This is a genomic window from Mycobacterium paraffinicum (genome assembly GCF_025822865.1).
GTDB classification, from domain to species: Bacteria; Actinomycetota; Actinomycetes; order Mycobacteriales; family Mycobacteriaceae; genus Mycobacterium; species Mycobacterium paraffinicum.
Genome location: NZ_JACKUR010000031.1, coordinates 23,239 through 46,670 on the forward strand (window position 1 = coordinate 23,239; position 23,432 = coordinate 46,670).

Annotated in this window: 20 protein-coding genes; 13 read left to right on the forward strand and 7 right to left on the reverse strand. The window is 68.8% G+C overall.

Features of this window, described 5'->3' with window-relative positions; all coding sequences use genetic code 11:
* Positions 1 to 2: 2 nt before the first annotated feature.
* Entirely contained in the window at positions 3 to 1,238 is a 1,236-nt protein-coding gene (locus tag H7J89_RS21385; RefSeq protein ID WP_264046405.1) for an alpha-hydroxy acid oxidase, read from the forward strand.
* A 67-nt stretch (positions 1,239 to 1,305) separates the two neighbouring features.
* Here the strand turns inward: H7J89_RS21385 and H7J89_RS21390 are convergent, their stop codons facing one another.
* Positions 1,306 to 2,340 (reverse strand): phytanoyl-CoA dioxygenase family protein, encoded by a 1,035-nt coding sequence (locus tag H7J89_RS21390; protein ID WP_264046407.1) that lies wholly within the window; start codon positions 2,338 to 2,340, stop codon positions 1,306 to 1,308.
* Between the two features lie 215 nt (positions 2,341 to 2,555).
* Here H7J89_RS21390 and lon point away from each other — a divergent pair, with 215 nt between their 5' ends.
* The 7 genes from lon to H7J89_RS21425 all read left to right on the forward strand — a co-directional run bounded on the left by lon (position 2,556) and on the right by H7J89_RS21425 (position 9,182).
* A complete protein-coding gene (gene lon, locus H7J89_RS21395; protein WP_264046409.1) occupies positions 2,556 to 4,877 on the forward strand; it encodes an endopeptidase La in 2,322 nt (773 codons plus the stop codon).
* Between the two features lie 326 nt (positions 4,878 to 5,203).
* The gene (locus H7J89_RS21400; RefSeq protein WP_264046411.1) at positions 5,204 to 5,692 is read left to right on the forward strand and encodes a hypothetical protein; all 489 of its coding nucleotides are present in this window, start codon (positions 5,204 to 5,206) and stop codon (positions 5,690 to 5,692) included.
* Positions 5,693 to 5,767: 75 nt separating this feature from the next.
* Positions 5,768 to 6,157: a nitroreductase family deazaflavin-dependent oxidoreductase gene (locus H7J89_RS21405; RefSeq protein WP_264046534.1), complete on the forward strand. Its 390-nt coding sequence runs from the start codon at positions 5,768 to 5,770 to the stop codon at positions 6,155 to 6,157.
* Between the two features lie 9 nt (positions 6,158 to 6,166).
* Entirely contained in the window at positions 6,167 to 6,499 is a 333-nt protein-coding gene (locus tag H7J89_RS21410) for a TfoX/Sxy family protein (protein WP_264046414.1), read from the forward strand.
* Between the two features lie 43 nt (positions 6,500 to 6,542).
* Positions 6,543 to 7,178 carry an endonuclease gene (locus H7J89_RS21415; protein WP_264046416.1) on the forward strand — a complete coding sequence of 212 codons (636 nt, stop codon included), beginning with the start codon at positions 6,543 to 6,545 and terminating at the stop codon, positions 7,176 to 7,178.
* Positions 7,175 to 7,900 carry a DUF72 domain-containing protein gene (locus H7J89_RS21420; protein ID WP_264046418.1) on the forward strand — a complete coding sequence of 242 codons (726 nt, stop codon included), beginning with the start codon at positions 7,175 to 7,177 and terminating at the stop codon, positions 7,898 to 7,900. The genes H7J89_RS21415 and H7J89_RS21420 overlap by 4 nt, the downstream gene beginning before the upstream one ends.
* A gap of 49 nt (positions 7,901 to 7,949) precedes the next feature.
* Positions 7,950 to 9,182, forward strand: a complete 1,233-nt coding sequence (locus H7J89_RS21425) for an NAD(P)/FAD-dependent oxidoreductase (RefSeq protein ID WP_264046420.1) — start codon at positions 7,950 to 7,952, stop codon at positions 9,180 to 9,182.
* On the opposite strand, the gene H7J89_RS21430 is transcribed toward H7J89_RS21425, so the two are convergent.
* From H7J89_RS21430 to H7J89_RS21440, 3 genes are all read right to left on the reverse strand, one after another.
* On the reverse strand, positions 9,171 to 11,282 hold the full coding sequence (locus tag H7J89_RS21430) for an NAD-dependent epimerase/dehydratase family protein (protein ID WP_264046422.1): 2,112 nt from the start codon (positions 11,280 to 11,282) through the stop codon (positions 9,171 to 9,173). The genes H7J89_RS21425 and H7J89_RS21430 overlap by 12 nt on opposite strands.
* A 108-nt stretch (positions 11,283 to 11,390) precedes the next feature.
* The gene (locus H7J89_RS21435) at positions 11,391 to 12,875 is read right to left on the reverse strand and encodes an acetyl-CoA acetyltransferase (RefSeq protein WP_264046424.1); all 1,485 of its coding nucleotides are present in this window, start codon (positions 12,873 to 12,875) and stop codon (positions 11,391 to 11,393) included.
* Positions 12,876 to 12,935: 60 nt separating this feature from the next.
* Positions 12,936 to 15,329: a CaiB/BaiF CoA transferase family protein gene (locus H7J89_RS21440; protein ID WP_276042432.1), complete on the reverse strand. Its 2,394-nt coding sequence runs from the start codon at positions 15,327 to 15,329 to the stop codon at positions 12,936 to 12,938.
* A gap of 150 nt (positions 15,330 to 15,479) precedes the next feature.
* Between H7J89_RS21440 and H7J89_RS21445 the strand changes: the two genes are divergently transcribed.
* Together H7J89_RS21445 and H7J89_RS21450 are read left to right on the forward strand one after the other, a co-directional pair.
* On the forward strand, positions 15,480 to 16,397 hold the full coding sequence (locus tag H7J89_RS21445; RefSeq protein WP_264046426.1) for an undecaprenyl-diphosphate phosphatase: 918 nt from the start codon (positions 15,480 to 15,482) through the stop codon (positions 16,395 to 16,397).
* A gap of 92 nt (positions 16,398 to 16,489) precedes the next feature.
* Positions 16,490 to 16,987: a DUF427 domain-containing protein gene (locus H7J89_RS21450; RefSeq protein WP_264046428.1), complete on the forward strand. Its 498-nt coding sequence runs from the start codon at positions 16,490 to 16,492 to the stop codon at positions 16,985 to 16,987.
* 8 nt (positions 16,988 to 16,995) lie between these two features.
* Here the strand turns inward: H7J89_RS21450 and H7J89_RS21455 are convergent, their stop codons facing one another.
* Complete coding sequence (locus H7J89_RS21455; RefSeq protein WP_264046430.1) at positions 16,996 to 17,505, reverse strand: GNAT family N-acetyltransferase; 510 nt, start codon at positions 17,503 to 17,505, stop codon at positions 16,996 to 16,998.
* 73 nt (positions 17,506 to 17,578) lie between these two features.
* On the opposite strand from H7J89_RS21455, the gene H7J89_RS21460 reads away from it, so the two are divergent.
* From H7J89_RS21460 to H7J89_RS21470, 3 genes are all read left to right on the forward strand, one after another.
* A complete protein-coding gene (locus H7J89_RS21460; RefSeq protein WP_264046432.1) occupies positions 17,579 to 18,427 on the forward strand; it encodes an SDR family oxidoreductase in 849 nt (282 codons plus the stop codon).
* Between the two features lie 103 nt (positions 18,428 to 18,530).
* Positions 18,531 to 20,924 (forward strand): phosphoketolase family protein, encoded by a 2,394-nt coding sequence (locus tag H7J89_RS21465; RefSeq protein WP_264046433.1) that lies wholly within the window; start codon positions 18,531 to 18,533, stop codon positions 20,922 to 20,924.
* 266 nt (positions 20,925 to 21,190) lie between these two features.
* Positions 21,191 to 21,955, forward strand: coding sequence for a CPBP family intramembrane glutamic endopeptidase (locus H7J89_RS21470; RefSeq protein WP_264046435.1), 765 nt, complete (start codon positions 21,191 to 21,193; stop codon positions 21,953 to 21,955).
* 6 nt (positions 21,956 to 21,961) lie between these two features.
* Here the strand turns inward: H7J89_RS21470 and H7J89_RS21475 are convergent, their stop codons facing one another.
* Both H7J89_RS21475 and H7J89_RS21480 read right to left on the reverse strand, forming a co-directional pair.
* Positions 21,962 to 22,990: a zinc-binding alcohol dehydrogenase family protein gene (locus H7J89_RS21475; RefSeq protein WP_264046437.1), complete on the reverse strand. Its 1,029-nt coding sequence runs from the start codon at positions 22,988 to 22,990 to the stop codon at positions 21,962 to 21,964.
* Positions 22,991 to 23,036: 46 nt separating this feature from the next.
* Positions 23,037 to 23,336, reverse strand: coding sequence for a GlsB/YeaQ/YmgE family stress response membrane protein (locus H7J89_RS21480; RefSeq protein WP_067743764.1), 300 nt, complete (start codon positions 23,334 to 23,336; stop codon positions 23,037 to 23,039).
* Positions 23,337 to 23,432: the final 96 nt, after the last annotated feature.

Genomic DNA, 23,432 nt, shown 5'->3' on the forward strand with positions numbered 1-23,432 from the left:
ACATGGCGGTCAAACGACGAGTGCCCAGGGTGCGCGACCTCGCGCCGCTGATCCGGTTCAAGCGACCGCAGTTCGACGCGACCAGGCGCCGCCTCGACGCCGCGCACACCATCGAAGATCTGCGGCGCATCGCCAAACGCCGCACGCCGAAGGCGGCGTTCGACTACACCGACGGCGCCGCCGAGGACGAGCTTTCCCTCCAGCGCGCCCGGCAAGCGTTCCGCGACATCGAGTTTCACCCGACGATCCTGCGTGACGTCAGCAACGTCACCGCCGGCTGGAATGTGCTGGGCCAGCCGGTGGTCCTGCCGTTCGGCATCGCGCCCACCGGCTTCACCCGGTTGATGCACACCGAGGGCGAGATCGCCGGCGCCGCGGCGGCGGCCAAGGCCGGCATTCCGTTCTCGCTGTCCACGCTCGGCACCTGCGCGATCGAGGACCTGGTGACCGCTGTTCCCCAGGGCAGGAAGTGGTTTCAGCTCTACATGTGGCGCGACCGGGAACGCTCGATGGCGCTCGTCCAGCGCGCCGCCGACGCCGGGTTCGACACCCTGCTGGCCACTGTCGACGTCCCGGTCTCCGGCGCCCGGCTGCGCGACAACCGAAACGGGATGACGATTCCGCCGACGCTGACATTGCGCACCGTCCTGGATGCGGTGCCACACCCGAAATGGTGGTTCGACCTGTTGACCACCGAGCCGCTGGCGTTCGCGTCGCTGGACCGCTGGCCGGGAACCGTCGCCGAGTATCTGAGCACCATGTTCGACCCCAGCCTCACCTTCGACGACCTGGAGTGGATCAAGGCCCAGTGGCCCGGCAAGTTGGTGGTCAAGGGCATCCAGACGCTCGACGACGCCCGCGCCGTCGTCGATCGCGGCGTCGACGGCATCGTGTTGTCGAATCACGGTGGGCGCCAACTGGATCGGGCCCCGGTGCCGTTCCACCTGTTGCCATGGGTCTCGCGTGAGGTCGGCAAGCACACCGAGATCCTGCTGGACACCGGCATCATGTCGGGCGCCGACATCGTGGCGGCGATCGCGCTGGGCGCGCGGTGCACGCTCGTCGGACGGGCCTACCTGTACGGGCTGATGGCCGGCGGCGAACCCGGCGTCGCCCGCGCGATCGAAATTCTTTCCGAGGGCGTGATCCGCACCATGCGGCTGCTGGGTGTCACCTGTCTCGAGGAGCTTTCGCCCAAGCACGTGACCCAACTTCGGCGGCTCGGGCCCATTCAGTAGCGCCGAGATCGCCGGCATGGCTGTGAATTGACCCGGGAGCACGACCGTGGCGGCAATCTCGACGGCGCTACTGCAGGCGGGCGACCCGTTCGGTGCGGTTGCGAACCAGGTCGTTGAAGGCCTCGCCGGGCCCGACGTGTTCGAAGAGTTGCGGCGGGTAGTGGGTGACGTACATCGTGCGCCGGCCGCCGGCACCGGTCGGCCGGGGTGAGGCGTGCATCAGGTCCTGGACGTGGACGGTCACGTCGCCGGGGGCGGTGTCGATGCTGACCACCGGGACCCATTGGAACCGATGTTCCCAGCGGTAGTGAATCGCCTGACCGTGGCTGCCCGGCACCACCTGAAGGTTGCCGGTGGAGGCGTCCGAGCCGGTCAGCTGAATGCCGATGCTGACCGCGGGGCACATGAGAGCGTGCCCACCCATGCCGCAGTCCTGATGCCAGGGGATGTTGGACAACCCGCTGGTGTTGCCTGGCACTTTGAGCAACACCGCGCTGCCTTCCATCCGGTCGGGTGCGGGGCGAAGCGCGGGGTTGATGAGGGTGCCCAGCCTGGACACCCTGGGATCGTTCTCCAAGAGGGCGAGGACGGGTGAACGCATCGTTGCGTATACCAACCGGCACAGCACGCTGCCGCCGTGCTCGTCGGTGACCCACCACGAACGGTCATCCCCCGGCCGGGCCTGGGCCGCGAGGCGGTCGACCTCGCAGTTGGCGGCCCGCATCTCGTCGGCGTCGAACACGCCCCTGACGTGCAGGTAGCCCATGGTGTGCAGCTGTGCAGACAACTCGGTGTCGTCGGCGTCGAGCGTGAACGTGGCGAGCGGGTCGCGCCCCTTCAGGTCGGCGCGGGCCGGATCGTAGGGCGGGACGCCGGCGTGCAGGTACCGCAGGGCCGGGTCCCAGTCGGCCAGCTGGTCGAAGCCGCCCCGCTCGAAGGACAGCTCGTCGCTGAGCAGGAGGTTGATGACCGTGCGGATCTGGCCAACCATGTCGTCCCACGCCCGTCGGGACAGCCGCACCACGGCGTCTCCGGTGCGCTGCCCCTCGCCGACGCGGATCGTCGGGCCATCGACGGCATAGGTGACGGCATCGTCGTCCACGAGGAAGGTGATGGCGCCGACGGAAGCGAGGTCTCTGGCCGCGGATTCCAGGACATCCGGGTCGAGAGCGGTCGGGGCGGGTGCGTCAGCGGCACGGGCCGATTATCCAAGACCGCCAACGTGATAGCCACCACTTACCCGCCGCGGCCCTTCGTAGGGGAACAAACCGGCACCCGCCTGGGTTGAGCGCATCAGACTCAGTTTTTGGAGGATTGATGGCTGAAGCCAACTCGGTGCCGGTGCTGTTTGTCACCGACACCATCGTGTTGCCCGGAATGGTCGTTCCGATCGCGCTCGACGAGGCCGCGCGGGCGGCAATCGACGCTGCTCAGGCGAGTGAATCCGGGCAGCTGCTGATCGCGCCCCGGCTGGATGACCGGTACCCGTCGCACGGTGTGATCGCCAAGATCTTGCAGGTCGGACGCATCGCAGGCGGCGGCACCGCGGCCGTCGTGCGCGGTGAGCGCCGGGCGCAGATCGGGGCGGGGGCGTCCGGGCCGGGCGCGGCGCTGTGGGTCGAGGTGACCGAGGTCCCCGAGGTCGAGGCGACCGACGAGATCAAGGCGCTGACCGCCGAGTACAAGAAGCTGCTGCTGGCGATGCTGCAACGGCGCGAGGCCTGGGAGATCGTCGACTACGTCAACAGGCTGTCCGATCCGTCGGCGTTGGCCGACACCTCCGGCTACGCGTCCTACCTGTCCAGCGAGCAGAAGCGGCAACTGGTCGAGACCGAGGATGTCGCCGAGCGGCTGCGGGTGCTGATCGACTGGACCAGCGACCACCTCGCCGAGGTCGAGGTCAACGACAAGATCGCCGAGGACGTGCGTGAGGGCATGGAGAAGACGCAGAAGGAGTTCCTGCTGCGCCAACAGCTGGCCGCCATCCGCAAGGAGTTGGGTGAGGGTGAGCCCGACGGGTCGGATGACTACCGGGCCCGCGTCGAAGCGGCCGAGTTGCCCGAGAAGGTGCGCGAGGCCGCGCTGCGCGAGGTCGGCAAGCTGGAACGGTCCAGCGACCAGAGCCCGGAAAGCGGCTGGATCCGCACCTGGCTGGACACGGTGCTCGACCTGCCCTGGAACGTCAGGACCGACGACTCGACCGACCTGAAGGCCGCGCGGGGGGTGTTGGACGCCGACCACCACGGGTTGGACGACGTCAAGGACCGCATCGTCGAATACCTGGCCGTGCGGGCCCGCCGCGCTCAGCGTGGTCTGCAGGTCGTCGGAGGCCGCGGCTCGGGTGCGGTGATGGTGCTGGCCGGTCCCCCCGGCGTCGGCAAGACGTCGCTGGGCGAGAGCGTCGCCCGGGCGCTGGGCCGCAAGTTCGTGCGCGTCGCCCTGGGCGGTGTGCGCGACGAGGCCGAGATCCGCGGGCACCGGCGGACCTATGTGGGCGCGCTGCCGGGGCGGATCGTGCGGGCCATCGGCGAGGCGGGGTCGATGAACCCGGTCGTGCTGCTGGACGAGATCGACAAAGTCGGTTCCGACTACCGGGGCGACCCGAGTGCGGCGCTGCTCGAGGTGCTCGACCCGGCGCAAAACCACACGTTCCGCGACCACTACCTGGACCTGGACCTGGACCTGTCCGACGTGGTGTTCCTGGCCACCGCCAACGTCATCGAGAACATCCCGTCCGCCCTGCTGGACCGCATGGAGCTGGTGCAGATCGACGGCTACACCGAGGACGACAAGGTCGCCATCGCGCGGGACTACCTGCTGCCCCGGCAGCGGGACCGGGCGGCGCTGACCGAGGACGAGGTCACGCTGACCGACGCCGCTCTGCGCAAGATCGCCGCCGACTACACCCGGGAGCCCGGCGTGCGGCAGTTCGAGCGGCTGCTGGCGAAGGCGCTGCGCAAGGTGACGACCAAGCTGGCCGAGGCCGCCGAGCCGATCACCATCGACGAGGCGGATCTGGTCGACTACCTCGGCCGTCCGCGGTTCACTCCGGAATCGGCCGAACGCACGGCGGTGCCCGGCGTGGCCACCGGCCTGGCCGTCACCGGCCTGGGCGGAGATGTGCTCTACATCGAGGCGGGCGCGACGGACGGTGAGGCGGGCTTGCAGCTCACCGGTCAACTGGGTGACGTGATGAAGGAGTCCGCGCAGATCGCACTGTCCTATGTGCGCTCCCACGCCGCCGAGTTGGGCGTCGATCCCAAGGCCCTCGACCGGCGCATCCACGTGCACGTCCCCGCGGGAGCGGTGCCCAAGGACGGGCCGTCGGCGGGTGTCACCATGGTGACCGCGCTGGTCTCGATGGCCACCGGACGTCAGGTGCGATCCGATGTCGGCATGACCGGCGAGGTCACGCTTAACGGGCGGGTGTTGCCGATCGGCGGCGTGAAGCAGAAGCTGCTCGCGGCCCAACGGGCCGGCCTGGCAACGGTTTTCATTCCGGCGCGCAACGAGCCCGACTTGGATGACGTGCCCGCCGAGGTGCTCGACGCGCTGACGGTCAAACCGATGACCGACGTCGCCGACATCGTCGCGCAGGCGCTCGAGCCGGCGGCCGAGACCGTTACGGTCGCTGCTTGACACGAGCTTGGCCGGGATGCGCAGCAAACTCGCTGGCATCCCGGCCGCGCGCGTTAAGGTCCGTGGATAGCCGTGATCTTGCGCAGATTTCTCCGCATCGGCACCCTTCCCGCCGGCACGCGGGCCGAAGTCGACCCGGAGAGAATCAGCGGCTGACCTGCCCGGACGCCGGCGAATAGGGCGAAGAGGTTTTCGTCGTCCACGCCTCGGGTATCTGGGGTGTTGGAGGTTCGACTGCCCGTCAGGGCGGTGGGGTGAGCGAATCACCAAGTCAATTGGATCAGCTGCTCTTCAGGCGGCCAATCGTTCGACAAGGGGGTTCACTTATGAATCTGAACAAGATCGCAGCCGGCGCGCTCATGGCCGGCACCATCACGTCCGCGGGTTTCGGCATCGGCGCCGGTATCGCACAAGCCGGTCCGGATGGCCCGAATGTGCCGAGTCCGAACGTGCCGGGCCCGAACGTGCCGGGGGGCGACCGGGATGTTCCGGCGCCGGGCCAATTTGTACCGGGACAGCCCATCTGTAACCCCGGTGCGCCGGGCGTCAACTGCAACGCGCCGGGCAGCCCACTTCCTCCGGGACAGAACGGGTTCCCGCCGCCGGGGCACTACAACGACCCGATCCGCTACGGGCTCCCGGCCACCTGGGTTCCGCCCGTGGGTGACCCCGACGGGACCCAACTTCCCGTCGTGTTCAACCCGCAGCTGGGTCAGTGGGGCGTCAACACGTCCGCTGGTTTCCAGGTGTTCACGCCCGCAGGCGGGACATCTGGTTCAGGCCAGGTCAGCGGCGGGGTCAACCCCGGGACCTAAACCGGCATTACGAGGCAGCCGCCCCTTCGGGGGCGGCTGTTTTCGCTGCACGGTGACATGGCGCGACGCTCGGCGTTGAATGAAACCATGACTCTCAAACGCCAAGTCGTCCACCGCGTGCAGCGGCTGCTCGTCAACCCGGTGGGCCGGCAGATGCCGGGGATCATCCTGGAAACCACCGGCCGCAAGAGCGGCAAGCCGCGACGCACCGCCGTGGGCGGACGCCTGGTCGACAACCAATTCTGGATGGTCTCCGAACACGGCGAGCACTCCGACTACGTCCACAACATCAAGGCGAATCCGGCCGTGCGGGTGCGCATCGGCGGTCGGTGGCGCAGCGGCACCGCTCACCTGATGCCCGACGACGATCCACTGCGGCGGCTCGGCGACCTCCCGCGGCTCAACAGCGCGGTGGTGCGGCTGATGGGTAGCGACCTGCTGACCATTCGGGTGGATCTGGACTGACGCGCCGCGATGGCCTACGACGAGAACCTGGCCGACGAGGTCCGCGAACTCGTCGCCTCCGAGCGCGGCGTCGAGGAGAAGCGCATGTTCGGCGGTCTCGCGTTCCTGGTGAACGGCAATATGTCCGTGGCCGTCAGCGGCCAGGGCGGCCTGCTGGTCCGGGTGCCGGCGGACGAGCTCGACAAGGTGCTGCGACGCGCTCACGTCAGCCCGATGGTGATGGCGGGCCGCGACGTTCGCGGCTGGGTACGGGTGGAGCCCGCCGGGGTGCGGACCAAACGACAGCTCGAGGGCTGGGTGGCCCGCGGCGTCGGTTACGCGCGCAGCCTGCCGGCCAAGTGACCGGCGCGGTTTGCTAGCACTCGGCGCGGGTACGTGATCGGGTATGTCCGAACGCCAGCAACTGGTGCGGCGGCTGCTCGACGTTGCCGGGACCACCTACGCGGCCGAGGCGCGAATCAAGCTCGCCGACAAGCCGATGCCGCTGTTTCAGCTGCTGGTCATCTGCATGCTGGCCAGCAAGCCGATCGATGCCGCCATCGCCATGGGCGCCGGGCGCGAACTGTTCACGGCGGGCCTGCGCACGCCCAAGGCGGTGCTGGCCTCGGATCGGCAGACCATGATCGACGCCTTCGGCCGCGCCCACTACGTCCGCTACGACGAAAGCTCGGCCACCCGGCTTACCGGCATGGCCGAACACGTGCGCGACGAGTACTCCGGCGATCTGCGGGAACTCGCGGACCGAAGTGGACGCGACGTCGCCGCGGCCAAGCGGTTACTCAAGGGGTTCAAGGGAATCGGGGATACCGGGGCCGACATTTACCTGCGCGAGGTGCAGGACGTGTGGACCTGGGTACGGCCGTATTTCGACGACCGCGCCACCGACGCGGCCAAGCAGCTGGGGTTGCCTACCCAGCCCGCAAAGCTGGGAGCCCTTGCGCCGCAAGGCAACGCGCGGCTGGCCGCCGCACTCATCAGGACGTCGCTGGATGACGACCTGCGCCGGCGGGTGAGCGGTTGACCGTGCGGATCGGTACCTCCGGGTGGTCCTACAACCACTGGGCCGACGTGCTGTACCCACCTGGCCTACCCACCGCGCGCCGACTGGCCCGCTACATCGAGGTGTTCGACACCGTCGAATTGAACGCGAGTTTCTACCGCTGGCCGAAGGATTCGACGTTCGCCGGATGGCGTCAACAGTTGCCGGACGGCTTCAGGATGTCGGTCAAGGCGCATCGAGGATTGACCCACTACCGCCGTCTGGCGTCCGCCGGGCCGTGGATCGAGCGCTTCGAGCGCTGTTGGGAACTGCTGGGTGATCGCGCCGGGGTGTTGCTGGTTCAACTGCATCCCGAGCTGCAGCGCGACGATGCGCGCCTGGATGCCTTCCTGGGTAGCGTGCCGGCGTCGATCCGGGTGGCCGTCGAGCTGCGCCATCCGTCGTGGAACGACGAGGCCGTCTACGACTTGCTGGCCCGTCGCCGCGCCGCCTACGTGGTCATGAGCGGCGCCGGGCTGGCGTGCGTGCCGCGGGCGACCACCGATCTGGTGTACGTCCGGATGCACGGGCCGGATCAGGACGCGATCTATGCGGGCTGTTACTCGGACGACGAGCTGCGGCGGTGGGCGGACCGGATCGCCGCGTGGCACGCCGCCGGCAAGGACGTGTGGATGTATTTCAACAACGACCTGGGCGGCCACGCGGTGCGCAATGCGCTGACGTTGCAAGAACTTTTGCGGTGAGCCGGCGCGAGTAGGCTGGAAATGTCGACTGCAGGACGGAGTGACAATCATGGCCAGCTCTATCACATTCGTCATCATCGGCGGCGGACTTGCCGGAGCAAAAGCGGTAGAAGCATTGCGCGACAGTGGGTTTGACGGGCAACTCAGCCTATTTGCTGAAGAGACCCATCTCCCCTACGAGCGACCTCCACTTTCCAAGGAGTATCTGGCTGGGAAGAAGTCGCTGACCGATTTCACCGTGCAGAACTCCGACTGGTACCGCGACCACGGTGTCGACCTGAGGCTCGGTTCGCGGGTGTCGGCCGTGAACGCGGGCGAACATACCGTCGCGCTTCCCGACGGCACCACGATGCGGTACGACAAGCTGCTGCTGGCGATGGGATCGGCCTCCCGGCGGCCCTCGATACCCGGGTCCGACGCCGACGCCGTTTACTATCTGCGCACCTACGACGATGCTGTGTCGCTGGATTCGGTTCTCACCGAAGGATCTTCGCTGGCCGTGGTGGGAGCCGGGTGGATCGGCCTGGAGGTGGCCGCCGCCGCCCGCCAGCGTGGCGTCGACGTGACCGTCGTCGAGACGGCCAAGCAACCGCTGGTGGCCGCCCTCGGCGAAACGGTGGGTGAAGTGTTCGCCCGCCTCCACCGCGATCACGGGGTGGACCTACGGCTCGAGGCGCAGGTGGAGGACATCACGACAACCGGCGGCAAAGCCACCGGACTGAAGATGCGCGATGGGTCGGCGGTGCCGGCTGATGCCGTGTTGGTGGCCGTGGGTGCTCAGCCGAACGTCGAACTCGCCGAACAAGCCGGGCTCGCCATGGGTGACGGCGGCGTGCTGGTCGATGCGTCACTGCGCACCAGCGATCCGGACATCTACGCGGTCGGCGACATCGCCGCCGCAGAGCACCCCCTGTTCGGCTGCCGGATTCGCACGGAGCACTGGGCCAATGCGCTCAAGCAACCCGCGATTGCGGCGGCCGGGATGCTCGGCAACCCAGGCGAATACGCCGAGCTGCCCTATTTCTTCACCGACCAGTACGACCTCGGGATGGAGTATGTCGGGCACGCGCCCGGCTTCGAGCGCGTGGTGTTCCGGGGCGACGTTGCCGGACGTGAATTCGTCGCATTCTGGCTCGACGGCGACCACCGGGTGCTGGCCGGGATGAACGTCAACATCTGGGATGTGCTCGACAACGTCAAAGCGCTGATCAGGTCCCGGAATTCCGTCGACCCCGACAGGCTGGCCGACGCGGAGGTCCCGCTGGCCGAGCTATTGGGCTGACGGTTCAACGGGCACCCACGTCCCGTCAATCACGTCGGGCGGGCGCTGCACCTGCAACCTCTCCCGTTCGGCGCGGCGGCGTTTGATCCGCAGCCGGGCGTCGCCCGGCATGGTGACCAGCTCGTCACACGTCAGGTAGTACACGTCTTCGACGGCGTCGATCAGGTCCGCCGCGACTCGACGAGATCCCAATTCCCGCAACGTTATCCGGAGTTCATGGGTGAATCGCAGAGTGGTGTCGTGGGCCAGCTCGCGGGAGTCGCGAGCGCTGGTGGCCAGCCGCTGGGCCAGCGTCGGCGGCCCCGCGTCGGTCGAGGCGGCGTCGGCCACCGCGACTTCCCCGGCCGCGCGCAGCAGCATCGCCGGATCGTCGGCATAGGTCTGGCTGGCCAGCTCGGCCTCCCCGGGACCACGGTGTGCGACGCGGGCGACGACCGCATCCACCGCGGCGGCGGTGGTGGGTGACAACGCGCGGATGCTGGCGAGGTTGCCTTCCTGGGCGAGCGCACACAACGGCGGGTCGGCCCGCAGCACCGCGGCCAGCTCGGCGGTCTCGGTCGCGACCACGGTGCTGTCCATGATCATGTCCACCCCGGGCACGCTGCGCGCCGCCTTGCTGCGCTCCAGCGCCGCCGCGGTGACGCCGGAGTCGATCAGCCACAACGCGGTGAGGATCCAGCCTTGGTGAATGCGGTCCCGCAGCAAGCGAATTCGGACTTCCAGGCCGGCGTCGGGCAGCGACCCCAACTGCGTCGCGTCGAGGTGTTCGGTTTCGGCTGCCGCGCCGTACGCCCGCGTGTCGGAATTGAGATGGCGCAACAGGGCCAGCGACCGCCCCGCGACGACGGCTTTTGCAACGTAGCCGAGGGCACCGCCCGCCAGCGCGGGCTCACCGAACGGCAGGGGGTCTCCGACGTGCGGCCGGCCGACGAAAGCGTTGCGGGCGACGGCATCCTGGTCCCAGCCGGGCAGCTGCGCGGCAGCAACCATGTTGACCGACACCCCGACATAGGCCCGATGACCGAACACGGCGACGGCCCTGTTGCCCCACTCCTCGCCTACCACGTCGCCCAGCGCCAGCACGTGACTGAGCACGCGGTTCGCGGCGCGCAATCCGCTCAGCTGAACGTCCAGCGTGATCGGGGTGAGCGGCCCGGGCAGCGCCTCGCCGAGGTTGCCCGCACTGAAAATCGGAAAGCGCGGATCGACCCGGTCGTCGAATTCGCCCTCGACGCCCTCGGGCGCCGCGCTGTGCTCCTCGCCGGAGGGATCGGGGCGTGGGGCGACCTCGACCGGGAGCGCCAGTCGGCGCCCGTGGCCGGTGGCACCCACGGCGGTGATCTGGCGGCCGACCAGGCCCCGGGCGGTGTCGGCCACTGCCTCGAGCGCCTGCCAGCCGAACTCGAATGCCCAATCCTCTTGCACCGCAGCGATATCTATGTCCGGAATGAGCCGGGGCCAGCTGCGCACCCGATTCAGCCGGGACCGAGGGTCGGCGGATCGCAGCATCCGCCACGCCGTGATCACGTTGACGGTGTCCGGGGAGGCGAGGTCCACCACACCGGAGCGGTCGGTGTTCAGCGCCGAAACCAGGAAGCGCACCAAATCGTCGACGTGCAGCACCCGGATCGGCTCGGCCGAAACCTTGGTGCGCAGCAGCGTGGCCACGGTGCGGCACACCATCCAGTCAAGCTGCCGGCCCACCGGCGGGGCGATCCGGACGACCAGGCTGGGCCCCCAACTGGTGGACACCAGTTCCTCGGCCGGCTTGTACAGCTCCGGCCGTCCCGCTGCCTGGGACACGAACAGCAGCCGGGCGCCGGCGCGGGCGGCCACATCCGTCACCTGCGCGAGGCCCTCGATATCGGCGCTGCCGGGTGCCGTGGTGTCGATGGGGGCGAGGTGGATCACCGCGTCGGCTTCGTCGGCGAGCTCCCGCAGGACCGGGTTGCGCAGCGACGCGCAAACAAGGTCGACGTTGCGGTCCAGGCAGGGATGCGGCCTCTCAGCAATGCCGCTGACCGTGTGCCCGGCAGCCATCAACTGCCGTGCGACCAGCCGCCCAAGTGCGCCGGTGGCGTCGGTAACCAGGATCTGCACCTGGGTCTCACCTCCCCGACCTCAAACTAAACAATAGGCAAGACGGCATGACCTAGCGACCGTTACCGGGCAAACGGCACCCCGAGCTGGCGGGAAAGTTACGCCGGGTTATTGCAGCGTGGCGCTGCCGTCCGCGGCGACGGCAACCTTGGCGCCGCCGATGTCTTCGCGAACGGTTACCTGCGCCGCCGCGCCGTCCGTGATCAGGGCGAGGGTCCGCGCCCCGTCGGGCGTGCGCACGGCCAAGAAGGCCTTTTCCGGTCGCCCGTCGCGATCGAACGGCGTCGTCCACGCTTCCACCGTGCCGACGCCTTCCCACTCCACCAATCCGTCCCGGGTGGGCTCCCGGTCGACGACCGGTTGCACGTCCTCCCAACGGAACTCGGCGGGCGGCTCGGTGCTGTAAACGCCGAAGCTGTGCTTGGTCAGGAAGCCGCCGTTGGCGGTGATCAGGCCGCGCCGCCCCGGATTGGCCGCCAGCAACTCCGCCATGGTGGCGATCGAGTGCATCACGTAGTTGCTCCACGGGCCGCCTGCGAACGTCAAACCGCCGGTGACGGTGAGCGGGCGGGCGGGATCGTCGACGGGCAGGCCCAGTTCGGCCGCCGCCACCTGAACGGCCGAGGGAAAGCAGGAATACAGGTCGACGTAGTCGACTTCGTCGATGCCCAGGCCCGCCAGCTCCAGCGCCCGGGCTCCGCCGATCCGGATGGCCGGAGAGCGATGCAGCTCGTCACGCTCGGCGATGGCGGAAGTGTCATGCGCGTCGGTGCCCGCATGCGGGTAGATCCAGCGATCGGCGGGGATCTGCAGGCGCCTGGCCTGCTCCACCGAGGTCAAGACGAGCGCGGCGCCCTGATCGACCATGTTGTTGGAGTTCATCAGCTTGGTGTACGGCCAGCTGATCATCCGGTTCTGCGGACCGGGCTCGCAGATCTGCTCGGCGGTCACCGGTTTGCGGATCCATGCCTGCGGATTGTCGACCGCGACGGCGTTGAAGCGGGCCCACAGTTCGCCGATGCGCTTGCGGTGGTGCTCAACCGATTCGCCGTTCGCAATCCGCAGGGCCTGCTCGAAGAGCGGGTAGACGAAGGCCGGCCGGTCCAGCCGGATCCTGATCTCCGCGTCGCCGGCCATCGCGACGTCGTCGCCGCTGACCTCGGCCATCGGGACGGACTCGTCCTGAACGGTCCACTCGAGTTTGCCGCCCTTGGCCCGCAGGCCCCGGCGGGTGCGCCACGTCTCGGCGCCGGCCAGCAGGACCACCTGGGCGCGGCCCCGCTGGATGTCCAGGCACGCCTGGTTGACCAGCGACTGCGGCACGTTCCCGCCGACGGGGCTGTACAACGTGGTGAAGTCCGTCGCCCCGATCCGCTGGCCGAGCAGCAGCCCGGGGTCCCGGTAGTGCGCCGACAGGATGTTCACCACGCGGATCGAATCCACGGCCTCGATCACCCGCGAATCGGCGGCTCGCCGGGCGGCGGCCGCCATCAGGTCCACCGGCTCGACGGACCGCTTCTCCGGGTCGATCTCGTCGCGGTGGTTGACCTGGCCGAAGCCGATCAACACCGGTGTCCTGGGGTGCACGGTCATAGGGACGAATTTAGCGTGGCTATCGATCCGTCTGGTCGCGCGGGCCGGATTCGGCGCGCGTTATGGGGGACCGAACAGCACGCCGTCGCTGATGAGGCGGTCGATATCCGGCGGGCTCATGCCGAGCAGCCTGCGGCAGACGTCGACGGTGTCCTGGCCGGGCAGCGGCGCAGGCCGCTGGGGCGCCCGCGGGATGTGCTGGAACGGCGCCGGGCCCGTCTCGGCCGGCAGCGGACGCTCGACGAGGGGGTGCAGCATCTCGGCATAGAGTTTCCGCTCGACCAGCTGGGGGTCCTCCAAGATGTCCGGCGGCCGGTTCATCGGCCCGGCCGCAACCCCGGAGGATTGCAGCAGCTGGGCGGCCCGGACCGGGGTGCGCGTGCGGGTCCAGGCCGACACCAATTCCACCAACTCCCGCCGGTTCGCCAGGCGCGCCTCGCCGGTCGCGAAGCGCGGATCGTCCGCCCATTCCGGGTGATGGAAAACGCCTGCAGCGCACCGCCACTCGTCGTCGGATTCGATCGAGATGACGCACCATTCGTCGTCGCCCGCGCACGGATAGACGGCGTGCAGGCTGCTGGCCTCGGAGATTCTCGGCACGCCCCCGGCCAGGGCGGCCTGGGTGACGTACAAGGTGTCGAGCTGGTTGATGACGGCTTCGGCTTGCGAGATGTGCACGTGCGCCCCACCGCCCGTCCGGTGGCGGTGGATCAGCGCGGCCAGCGCCGCGATCGCGGTGATCCGCCCGACGACGTGGTCGGGAAAGATGGTCGTCGCGTCGTAAAACGCATGCCGCCCAGCGTGATTCCGGTCCTCGGGTTCGTCGGACGTCCACAACCGGGTGACACCGGTCGCGGCGCGCACCAGGGGCCCGTAGCCCATCCTGGTGCTCCACGGGCCCTGGTCGCCGTAGGCGCTGCTCTCGGCGAGCACGATCCTCGGGTTGACGGCACGCAGATCGTGGTAGGAAAAGCCAAGCGCGGTAAGCGTTCCCGGCTTGAAGTTGGCGAAGACGGCGTCGGACTCCGCGACGAGCCGGGTGAAGATCTGCTTGCCCGCGGGGCTGCGCAGATCCAGGCCCATCGCCAGGTTGTTGCGATGTGTCCAGGCGAACGACTCGCTCATGGCCTCCCCGACACGGGCCTGCCGCAACCCGTCCGGGTATTCGGCGCTTTCGACTTTGATGACCTCGGCGCCCAGGTCGCCGAAGAGCCGGCTCAGCTCGCCGCCGGCGACGATGATCCCCAGATCCAGAATGCGAAGGCCCGCAAAGGGATAGTCGCCGACGCGGCCGGAGGGCGATTGCACGACGGCCGGGTTACCCCGCCAGCCCGGTCCGTCCCGCCCCGCGGCCGGGGCCGGGCTGCGGAAACCCGCGTGCCTCCCGTCGACGACGAAATAGCCGGTCGGCACGCTCGTCCGCACCCCCGGGACGAGCTCGGCCTCGGTGATCGCGCCCACCGCCTGGAAATGCTCGGAATTCATCGCCCACGACGGCGTCAGCACGGCGGCGATCGGCACGCCATGAGCCTGCCCCGCGGCCACCAGATCCTTCATGGTCTGTCCGGCGAACAGCGCCTGGACCAGCTCGCTGATCTGGGGCCACGCGGCGAAGCGTGCGCCGATCACGTCGTATTTCGGGTCCTGGAAATCGTCCGGTTCGCCCAGCCAGCGACGCAGGCCCCGCCATTGGCGCGGCGCCATCACGCACAGCCGGACGTAACCGTCCTGGCAGGGGTAGATCGGGTACGCGTCCTGGTTCTTAGGGCGGCCCCGCCACTGCCCGGTACGGCGGATGCCGGCGGCGACCTGGCCATGCGCACCGAATGCGGGGTCGAGCGACATGACCACGGCGTCGAAACGCGAGAAGTCTATGTATTCGCCTGTGCCGGAACGTAATCGGTTGTAATACGCCACCAGGGTTGCCCACGCCGCCTGGGCGGCGGCGGTGGCCGACGCGATACCGTCCGGGGGCAACACGGGGGTGCCGGTGGTGGGGCCAGATCGTGACAGGGAGCCGCACATCGCGTACAACACCGGATCGGTGGCCCGCCACAGCGACCGCGGCCCCGTCGCGCCGAAGTCGGTGATCGAGAGCACCACCAGATGCGGGTGCTGGGCGGCCAGTTCCTCCACCGACGTCCCGAAGGTCGGCGCCTCCCCGTAGAAGCCGTCGTCGACGACGATGTCGGCCTGGGCAGCCAGGTCGAGGAACACGCCGCAGTCGTCCTCGTCGAACGGGTCCAGCACAACGCTGCGCTTGTTCGCGTTGTGCACGGCAAACGGGATACTCGTACCGGCCAGCGTCGGCCGCGCATCGCGCGCCGGGCTTCCGGTGGGGGGTTCGACCTTGAGCACGTCGGCGCCCAGGTCGGCGAACAGGCGCGTCACCGCGTCGCCGTTGCCGCTCGACAAGTCGAGGACCCGCACGGCGTCGAGCAACCCGTCGGACATCAGCACACCGTACCCGCCGGTGCGGACGGTCGCCCCACCAGCCAAAAAGCCAACCAGGCAAGCTGATTGGGAGGGCGAACTCGCGGTCGGCTATCGTCACAGGCCGATCGGCGAGGCCACGGGCGAAACGATCCGACGGAGGCATCTGATATGAGCGCGCACTTGACCTACATCGAGGCGGTGGTGGTCGGCGCGTTCCAGGGCGTCACCGAGTTGTTCCCGGTTTCCAGCCTCGGGCATGCGGTGTTGGTGCCCGCGGTGGTCGGCGGCCGGTGGGCCGAAGATCTGAGCGTCTCGGCCCCCGAATCGCCCTACCTGGCGTTCATCGTCGGCCTGCATGTGGCCACCGCCGCCGCGTTGCTGGTGTTCTTCTGGCGGGACTGGGTGCGCATTGTGGCCGGATTTGCGTCGTCATTGCGGCATCGCCGGATCAACACCCCCGACGAACGGCTCGCCTGGCTCATCGTGGGGGCCACCATTCCGGTCGGGCTGGCGGGGCTGGTCCTGGAAAAGACGTTCCGCACCACGCTCGGCAAGCCCATCCCGGCGGCGATTTTCCTGCTGCTCAACGGCATCGCACTCTACGCGGGCGAAGTTCTTCGCCGGCGCGTCGCGCCCGCGCCCGACCAAAAGCGGCCGGCCGGCGAACAACCCGCGCACACCGGGGAGGCTGTGGACAACCGCCTGGCCCAGCTCCCCCTGCGCCGCGGCATCCTGATCGGCGCCGCGCAGATCCTGGCGCTGCTGCCGGGCATCAGCCGTTCGGGCATCACCATGGTGGCCGGCCTGTGGCGCGGCTTGTCCCACGAGGACGCCGCCCGGTTCTCCTTCTTGTTGGCGACGCCGATCATCCTGGCCGCCGGGGTGTACAAGATCCCGGAGTTGTTCGGACCCCAAGCGGCCGGGATAGGCGGCCAGGTGCTGGCCGGCAGCATCGCCTCCTTCGTGTGCGCCTACCTCGCCGTGCGGTTTTTAACGCAGTACTTCCAAACCCGCACCCTCACACCATTTGCCATCTACTGCGCCCTGGCCGGCGGCGCCAGCCTGGTCTGGCTCGCCATCAGCTGACGTTGTCGTTGACGATCGGCACGAATACTGGCCTTAGACAGGCCCTAGCCTGGCTGGAGGTACGAAGTAACCGACGAGTCGAGGCAACGCGCATGAGCCGCTCCGGATCTGAAGGCGCCGGACCACGCCAGGAGTCGGTGTGGGACTATCCGCGCCCGCCCCGCGTCGAACCGTTCACCGGTCGCATCACCGTCGAGTTGGGCGGTGTCGTCATCGCATCCACCCGTCGGGCCTGGCGGGTGCTCGAGACCAGTCATCCGCCGACCTATTATCTGCCGCGCGACGCCTTTACCGAAGCGGCCCTGCGTGAGACGTCCGGCAGCTCCTGGTGTGAATGGAAAGGCCGGGCAACGTATTACGACCTGTTCGGCGGCGGCGTCGTCGCCCCGAAATCGGCTTGGAGCTATCTGAGTCCGACGCCCGGATTCGAAGCCATCGCCGGGGCGGTCGCGGTGATGGCCGCCAACGTCGACCGCTGCACGGTCAACGGAGAAGTCGTCACGCCCCAACCCGGGGGCTTCTACGGCGGCTGGATCACCAGCTGGGTGACCGGCCCGTTCAAAGGCGTTCCCGGCTCGACGGGTTGGTGATGGCGCCGCTATACCGGCTCTATCCGGTAACGGACCAAGCGCCGCGTGTCATTGCCGAAAACCGCTGGGCGGCAAGCCCCGTCGGGCCGCCAACCGTCACGTTCGTAGAATCGTCGGGCGTCGGTGTTGCCCTCCAGCGCCCAAAGCACGGCCCCCGGCACACCGACTTGCCGCAGCCGCGCCCGGGCGGCTGCCATCAGCGAGCTCCCCACCCCAGCACCCTGATGGGCCGGGTCGACATACAGCGCCATCAGCTCACCGACGTTCGGCGGGTCGCTGTCGCGGCACAGGCCCGTGGTGGCGAAGCCGCGGATCGCGGACCCGTCGACCGCCACCAAGGTGGACGGCATCCGCAACCCCACGCGGCCGAAGCTGTAGCGGTCGACCAATGCCTCCGGGTTGAGGCTGTCCAGGTCGTCCCGGGCGATGAGCCCCCGGTAGGCCGACCGCCATGACCGCACGTGCAAACAGGCCACCTCGTAGGCGTCCGCCGGCACCGCCGCCCGCACCTGGGTCATCGTTGCAGTATTCGACGATCTGGGGTCAGATTGCATAGTTGACACCCGTCAAGACCTCCGGAGGGTAGGAAAAATGGCAGACGCGGCGTCCGTTGGGCTGAAGGTCCGCGGCAAGGTAATCGTGATCACCGGCGGCGCCCGGGGCATCGGGTTGGCCACCGCGACCGCGTTGCACAATCTGGGCGCCAAGGTGGCCATCGGTGACATCGACGAGGTGCGGGTGAAGGAATCCGGCGCCGCGCTGGGCCTCGACGTGTACGGCAAGCTCGACGTCACCGACCCACACTCGTTCGCGGACTTCTTGGACGAGGTCGAGCGCCAACTCGGCCCGATCGACGTGCTGGTCAACAACGCCGGCATCATGCCGCTCGGCCGGATGGTCGACGAGCCGGACGCCGTCACCCGCCGGGTCCTCGACATCAACGTCTACGGCGTCATCCTGGGCAGCAAGCTGGCCGCCCAGCGCATGGTCCCCCGGCGGTCCGGACACGTCATCAACGTCGCGTCGCTCGCCGGGGAGACCTACATCGCCGGGGCGGCGACCTACTGCGCCAGCAAGCACGCGGTGATCGGCTTCACCGATACCGCCCGGCTCGAATGCCGAACGGCGGGCGTGAAGTTCTCGGTGGTCATGCCGACCTTCGTGAACACCGAATTGATCGCCGGCACCTCGGGGGCCAAGGGGATCAAGAACGCCGAACCGGCCGACATCGCGGAGGCGATCGTCAAACTGGTGGCGCATCCCCGGCCGCGGGTGCGGGTCACGAAGACGGCCGGCGCGATCATCGCATCGCAGAAGTTCATGCCTCGTGCACTGTCCGAGGGGCTGAACCGCGCGCTCGGCGGCGAGCACGTCTTCACCGACGACGTCGACCCCGAAAAGCGCAGGGCCTACGAGTCGCGGGCGCGCGGCGAGGAGTAGTCGGCGATCGCGAGCGCGGCGGAGCCGGGCGAAGCGGGTCGCCGCCATCAGGAGTGAGCACCGCGTGGGGCGCCGTTCACCGCGGGCGCGGACAATCGGCGGGGTGAGCCTAGAAACCCAGACAACCGCTCCCCTTGCCGACGACGAACTCGACCTGATCAACGCATACTGGCGCGCCGCCAACTATCTGTCGGTCGGACAGATCTACCTGCTGGACAACCCGCTGCTGACCGAACCGCTGTCGCCCGAGCACGTCAAACCGCGGCTGCTGGGCCATTGGGGCACCACCCCGGCGCTGAACCTGATCTATGCGCACCTGAATCGGATCATCCGCGACCGGGACGCCAGCGTCATCTACGTCACCGGGCCCGGCCACGGCGGCCCCGCGCTGGTCGCGAATGCCTATCTCGAAGGCACCTACAGCGAGGTGTACACCGGCATCGAGGAGGACGCCGAAGGGCTGCGAAAGCTGTTCCGGCAGTTCTCTTTTCCCGGCGGCATCCCCAGCCACGTCGCCGCCCAGACGCCCGGCTCCATCCACGAGGGCGGTGAACTCGGCTATGCGCTGGTGCACGCTTACGGCGCGGCCTTCGACAACCCCGATCTGGTGGTGGCCTGCGTGATCGGCGACGGCGAGGCCGAGACCGGGCCGCTGGCCGCCAGCTGGCATTCCAACAAATTCCTCAACCCGGTCACGGACGGCGCGGTGCTGCCCATCCTGCAGCTCAACGGCTACAAGATCGCCAACCCGACGGTGCTCGCGCGCATCCCCCACGCCGAACTCGAGGCGCTGCTGCGCGGCTACGGCTACCGGCCCATCACGGTCGCCGGTGACGACCCGGCCGACGTGCACCAGCAGCTGGCCGCCGCGCTCGACGACGCCTTCGACGACATCGCGGCCATCCAGGACGCCGCGCGGCACGGGAACCGGGTGGAACGGCCCGTCTGGCCGATGATCGTGCTGCGCACGCCCAAGGGGTGGACGGGCCCGAAGGTGGTGGACGGCAAGAAGGTCGAGGGCACCTGGCGAGCGCATCAGGTTCCGCTGGCCGAGACGCACGACAATCCCCAGCACCGGGCGCAGCTCGAGGAGTGGCTGCGCAGCTACCGGCCTGAGGAGCTTTTCGGCGGCGACGGCAAGCTGCGCGCCGAGCTGCGGGCGCTGGCGCCCCGCGGCGACCGCCGGATGAGCGCCAACCCGCACGCCAACGGCGGCCTGCTGCTGCACGACCTCGACCTGCCGGACTTCCGCGACTACGCGGTCACGGTGTCGCGGCCGGCCGCGGTGACGCACGAGGCCACTCGGGTGCTGGGCACGTTCCTGCGGGACGTGATCGCGCGCAACTCCGACCGGTTCCGCCTGATGGGTCCCGACGAGACGGCCTCGAACCGGCTGGACGCCGTCTACGGGGCGACGGCCAAGGTCTGGCTTTCCGAGGTCGGGGCCGACGACGAGAACCTCGCCGCCGACGGGCGGGTGATGGAGGTGCTCTCCGAGCACTTGTGCCAGGGCTGGCTGGAGGGCTACCTGCTGACGGGCCGGCACGGCCTGTTCAACTGCTACGAGGCGTTCGTGCACATCGTCGACTCGATGCTCAACCAGCACGCCAAGTGGCTCGCCACCAGCCTCGAGCTGCCGTGGCGGCGGCCGATCGCGTCGCTGAACTATCTGCTGTCCTCGCACGTGTGGCGCCAGGACCACAACGGCGCGTCACACCAAGATCCCGGCTTCATCGACCTGGTGGCCAACAAGCGGGCCGAATTGACCCGGGTGTACCTGCCGCCGGACGGCAACACGCTGCTGTCGGTGGCCGACCATTGCCTGCGCAGCCGCGACTACATCAACGTCATCGTCGCCGGCAAGCAGCCGGCGCTGGCCTACCTGGACATGGATCAGGCGATCGCGCACTGCGCGCGCGGCGTGGGCATTTGGCCGTGGGCGAGCACCGCCACCGGGGAACCCGACGTGGTGCTGGCCTGCGCCGGGGACATCCCGACGCTGGAGACCCTGGCCGCCGCCGACATCCTGCGCCGCGAACTGCCGGAGTTGGCGGTCCGGGTGGTCAACGTCGTCGACCTGATGCGGCTGCAGCCGGATTCCGAGCACCCGCACGGCCTGCCGGACAAGGAGTTCGACGCGCTGTTCACCCGCGACAAGCCGGTCATCTTCGCCTACCACGGCTACCCCTGGCTGATCCACCGGCTCACCTACCGCCGCACCAACCACCCGCACGTCCACGTGCGCGGGTTCAAAGAGCGGGGCACCACCACGACGCCGTTCGACATGGTGATGCTGAACGATCTGGACCGCTTCCATTTGGTGATGGACGTCATCGACCGGGTCGAAGGGCTGGCCAGCCGGGCGGCCGAGCTGCGCCAGCGGATGGTCGACGCCCGGCTCGCCGCGCGCATCTACACCCGTGAGCATGGCGAGGATGACCCGCAGATCGCCGGCTGGACCTGGGAGTCGAGCGAGCAGAACGAACGTAGTGAGTGATGGGAGCGAGGCGACCGATCAGGCGGGGAGTCGAGCGAGCAGAACGAACGTAGTGAGTGATGGGAGCGAGGCGACCGATCAGGCGGGGAGTCGAGCGAGCAGAACGAACGTAGTGAGTGATGGGGAGCGAGGCGACCGATCAGGCGGGGAGTCCTGCTGACGTGAGCGGCGAGATTGCCGTCAGGGCTGCCCTTGGGGCGCCCATCACAACCGTGACGGCAATCTCGTTGAGCCGCCGCGGCGCAGGCCACCGGTAAGCTGGATGAATGCTTGACGCCGCCGAGACGCCCGACATTCACCATCCGGTGATCTCGCAGCTCTCGGCGCTGCACCGGGTTCGCATCCACCTCGACATCGCCGTCGTCGTCGCGGTCTTGGTGCTGACCAACCTGGTCGCGCACTTCACCACCCCGTGGGCCGGCATCGCCGTCGTTCCCGCCGCCGCCGTCGGCCTGGTAATCCTGATGCGCGCCAACGGTCTGGACTGGGCCGATCTGGGCTTGGGTCGCGAACACTGGAAGTCGGGGCTGGGCTACGCGGTGGCCGCGGTGCTGGTCGTGGCCGCGGTGATCGCCGTCGGGGTGCTGCTCCCCATGACCCGGCCGATGTTCCTGAACCACCGCTACGCGACGGTCTCCGGCGCCCTGATCGCCTCGATGGTCATCATCCCGCTGCAGACCGTGATCCCGGAGGAGCTGGCGTTTCGCGGCGTGCTGCACGGCGCGCTGCATCGGGCGTGGGGGTTCCGCGGCGTCGCGCTGGCGGGGTCGTTGCTGTTCGGGCTGTGGCACGTCGCGACGTCGCTCGGGCTTACCAGCAGCAACGTCGGCTTCACCCGAATTCTCGGCGGCGGCTTCCTCGGGATGCTGGCCGGGGTGACCGGCGCCGTGCTGGCCACCGGAGCGGCGGGATTCGTCTTCAGCTGGTTGCGCCGTCGCAGCGGCAGCCTGATCGCGCCGATCGCGCTGCACTGGTCGCTGAACGGCCTCGGGGCGCTGGCCGCCGCCCTGGTCTGGCACCTGACGGCCTGAGGCCGGTCACACCAGCAGCACCGCCGCGCCGGCGATACGGCCGGCGCTGAGATCGGCCAACGCCCGATCCGCCTGGCCCAGCGGGTATTCCGGCGTGGTCACCTCGATGTGATGCCGACCCGCGAAGTCGAGGAACGCCCGCGCGTCGGCACGGGTGTTGGAGGTGACCGAACGAACCTGCCGTTCCTGGAACAGGTGACGCTGGTAGTTGAGCACCGGGATATCGGACAGGTGGATACCGGCGATCGCCAGGGTGCCGCCGCGGTCCAACGCTTCCAGCGCGGGCAGCACCAGCTCGCCCACCGGGGCGAACAGGATGGCCGCATCCAGCGGAACCGGAGGTGGGTCGGCCGCGCCCTGCGCCGACGCCGCGCCGAGCTGCATCGCCAGTTCACGCGCCTCGGCTCCCCGCGTCATCACGTGCACCTCGGCGCCCTGCGCCAACGCGACCTGCGCGGTGATGTGGGCGCTGCCGCCGAAGCCGTAAAGCCCCAGCCGTCCGCCCGGGGGCAGGTCGGCGCGGAGCAGGGAGCGATAGCCGATGATGCCGGCGCACAGCAACGGCGCCAACTGGCTGTCGCTGTAACCGCCCGGCAGTGGGTGCGCGAAATCGGCTGGAACCGTGGCGAATTCGGCGTAGCCGCCGTCGGCGTCCCAGCCGGTGTAGCGAGATTGAGGGCAGAGGTTCTCGTCGCCGCGACGGCAGTACTTGCACACGCCGCAGGTGTGGCGCAGCCAGGCGATACCCACCCGGTCGCCCACCTGAAATCCGTCGCCCGCCTCGGGGCCAACCTCGACGACTTCGCCCACCACCTCGTGGCCGGGCGTGACGTGGTCGCGGTGTACGGGCAGGTCGCCCTCGGTGACGTGCAGGTCGGTGCGGCACACCCCACAGGCCCGCACGGCGACCAGCAACTCCGCCGGGCCGGGGCGCGGGACGTCGGTGGTGATTTGCTCCAGCGGGCCGGTGTCCATCGGACCGGGCCGGCGCACCCGCCACGCGCGCATGGTCGTGGTGGTCAGCGGTGGAACCATTCGTCCATCATGCCGCTAACCACCACGGCCGCAACGTGCTAACTGATCAGGTCCGCCGCACCATGCCGACGATCCAGAGCAGGATCAGCGACCCGAGCAGCGCGGTGAGGAAGGTGAATATCAGGCCACCACCCGCGGTGTTGACGAAGAAGCTCAGGATGAAGCCGCCGATCAAGGCGCCGATGATGCCGATCACGATGTCCATCAGGATGCCGGCGCCACTGCCCCTGATGATCTTGCTGGCGAGCGCACCCGCCAGACCACCGATGATGATGTATCCAATGATGCCGACGCTCGTGAACGTTGTTGAGCGGGCCAGATATTCGGTAGCTGCCATGACGTCCATGCGGGTCTCCTTGCAATCGCTGGCAAAGCCCAGCGAGATGCTGGGCCATCATCTCGGTATACCCGCTTTGCGTAACGGAAAAGGTTCCGTTTCGGA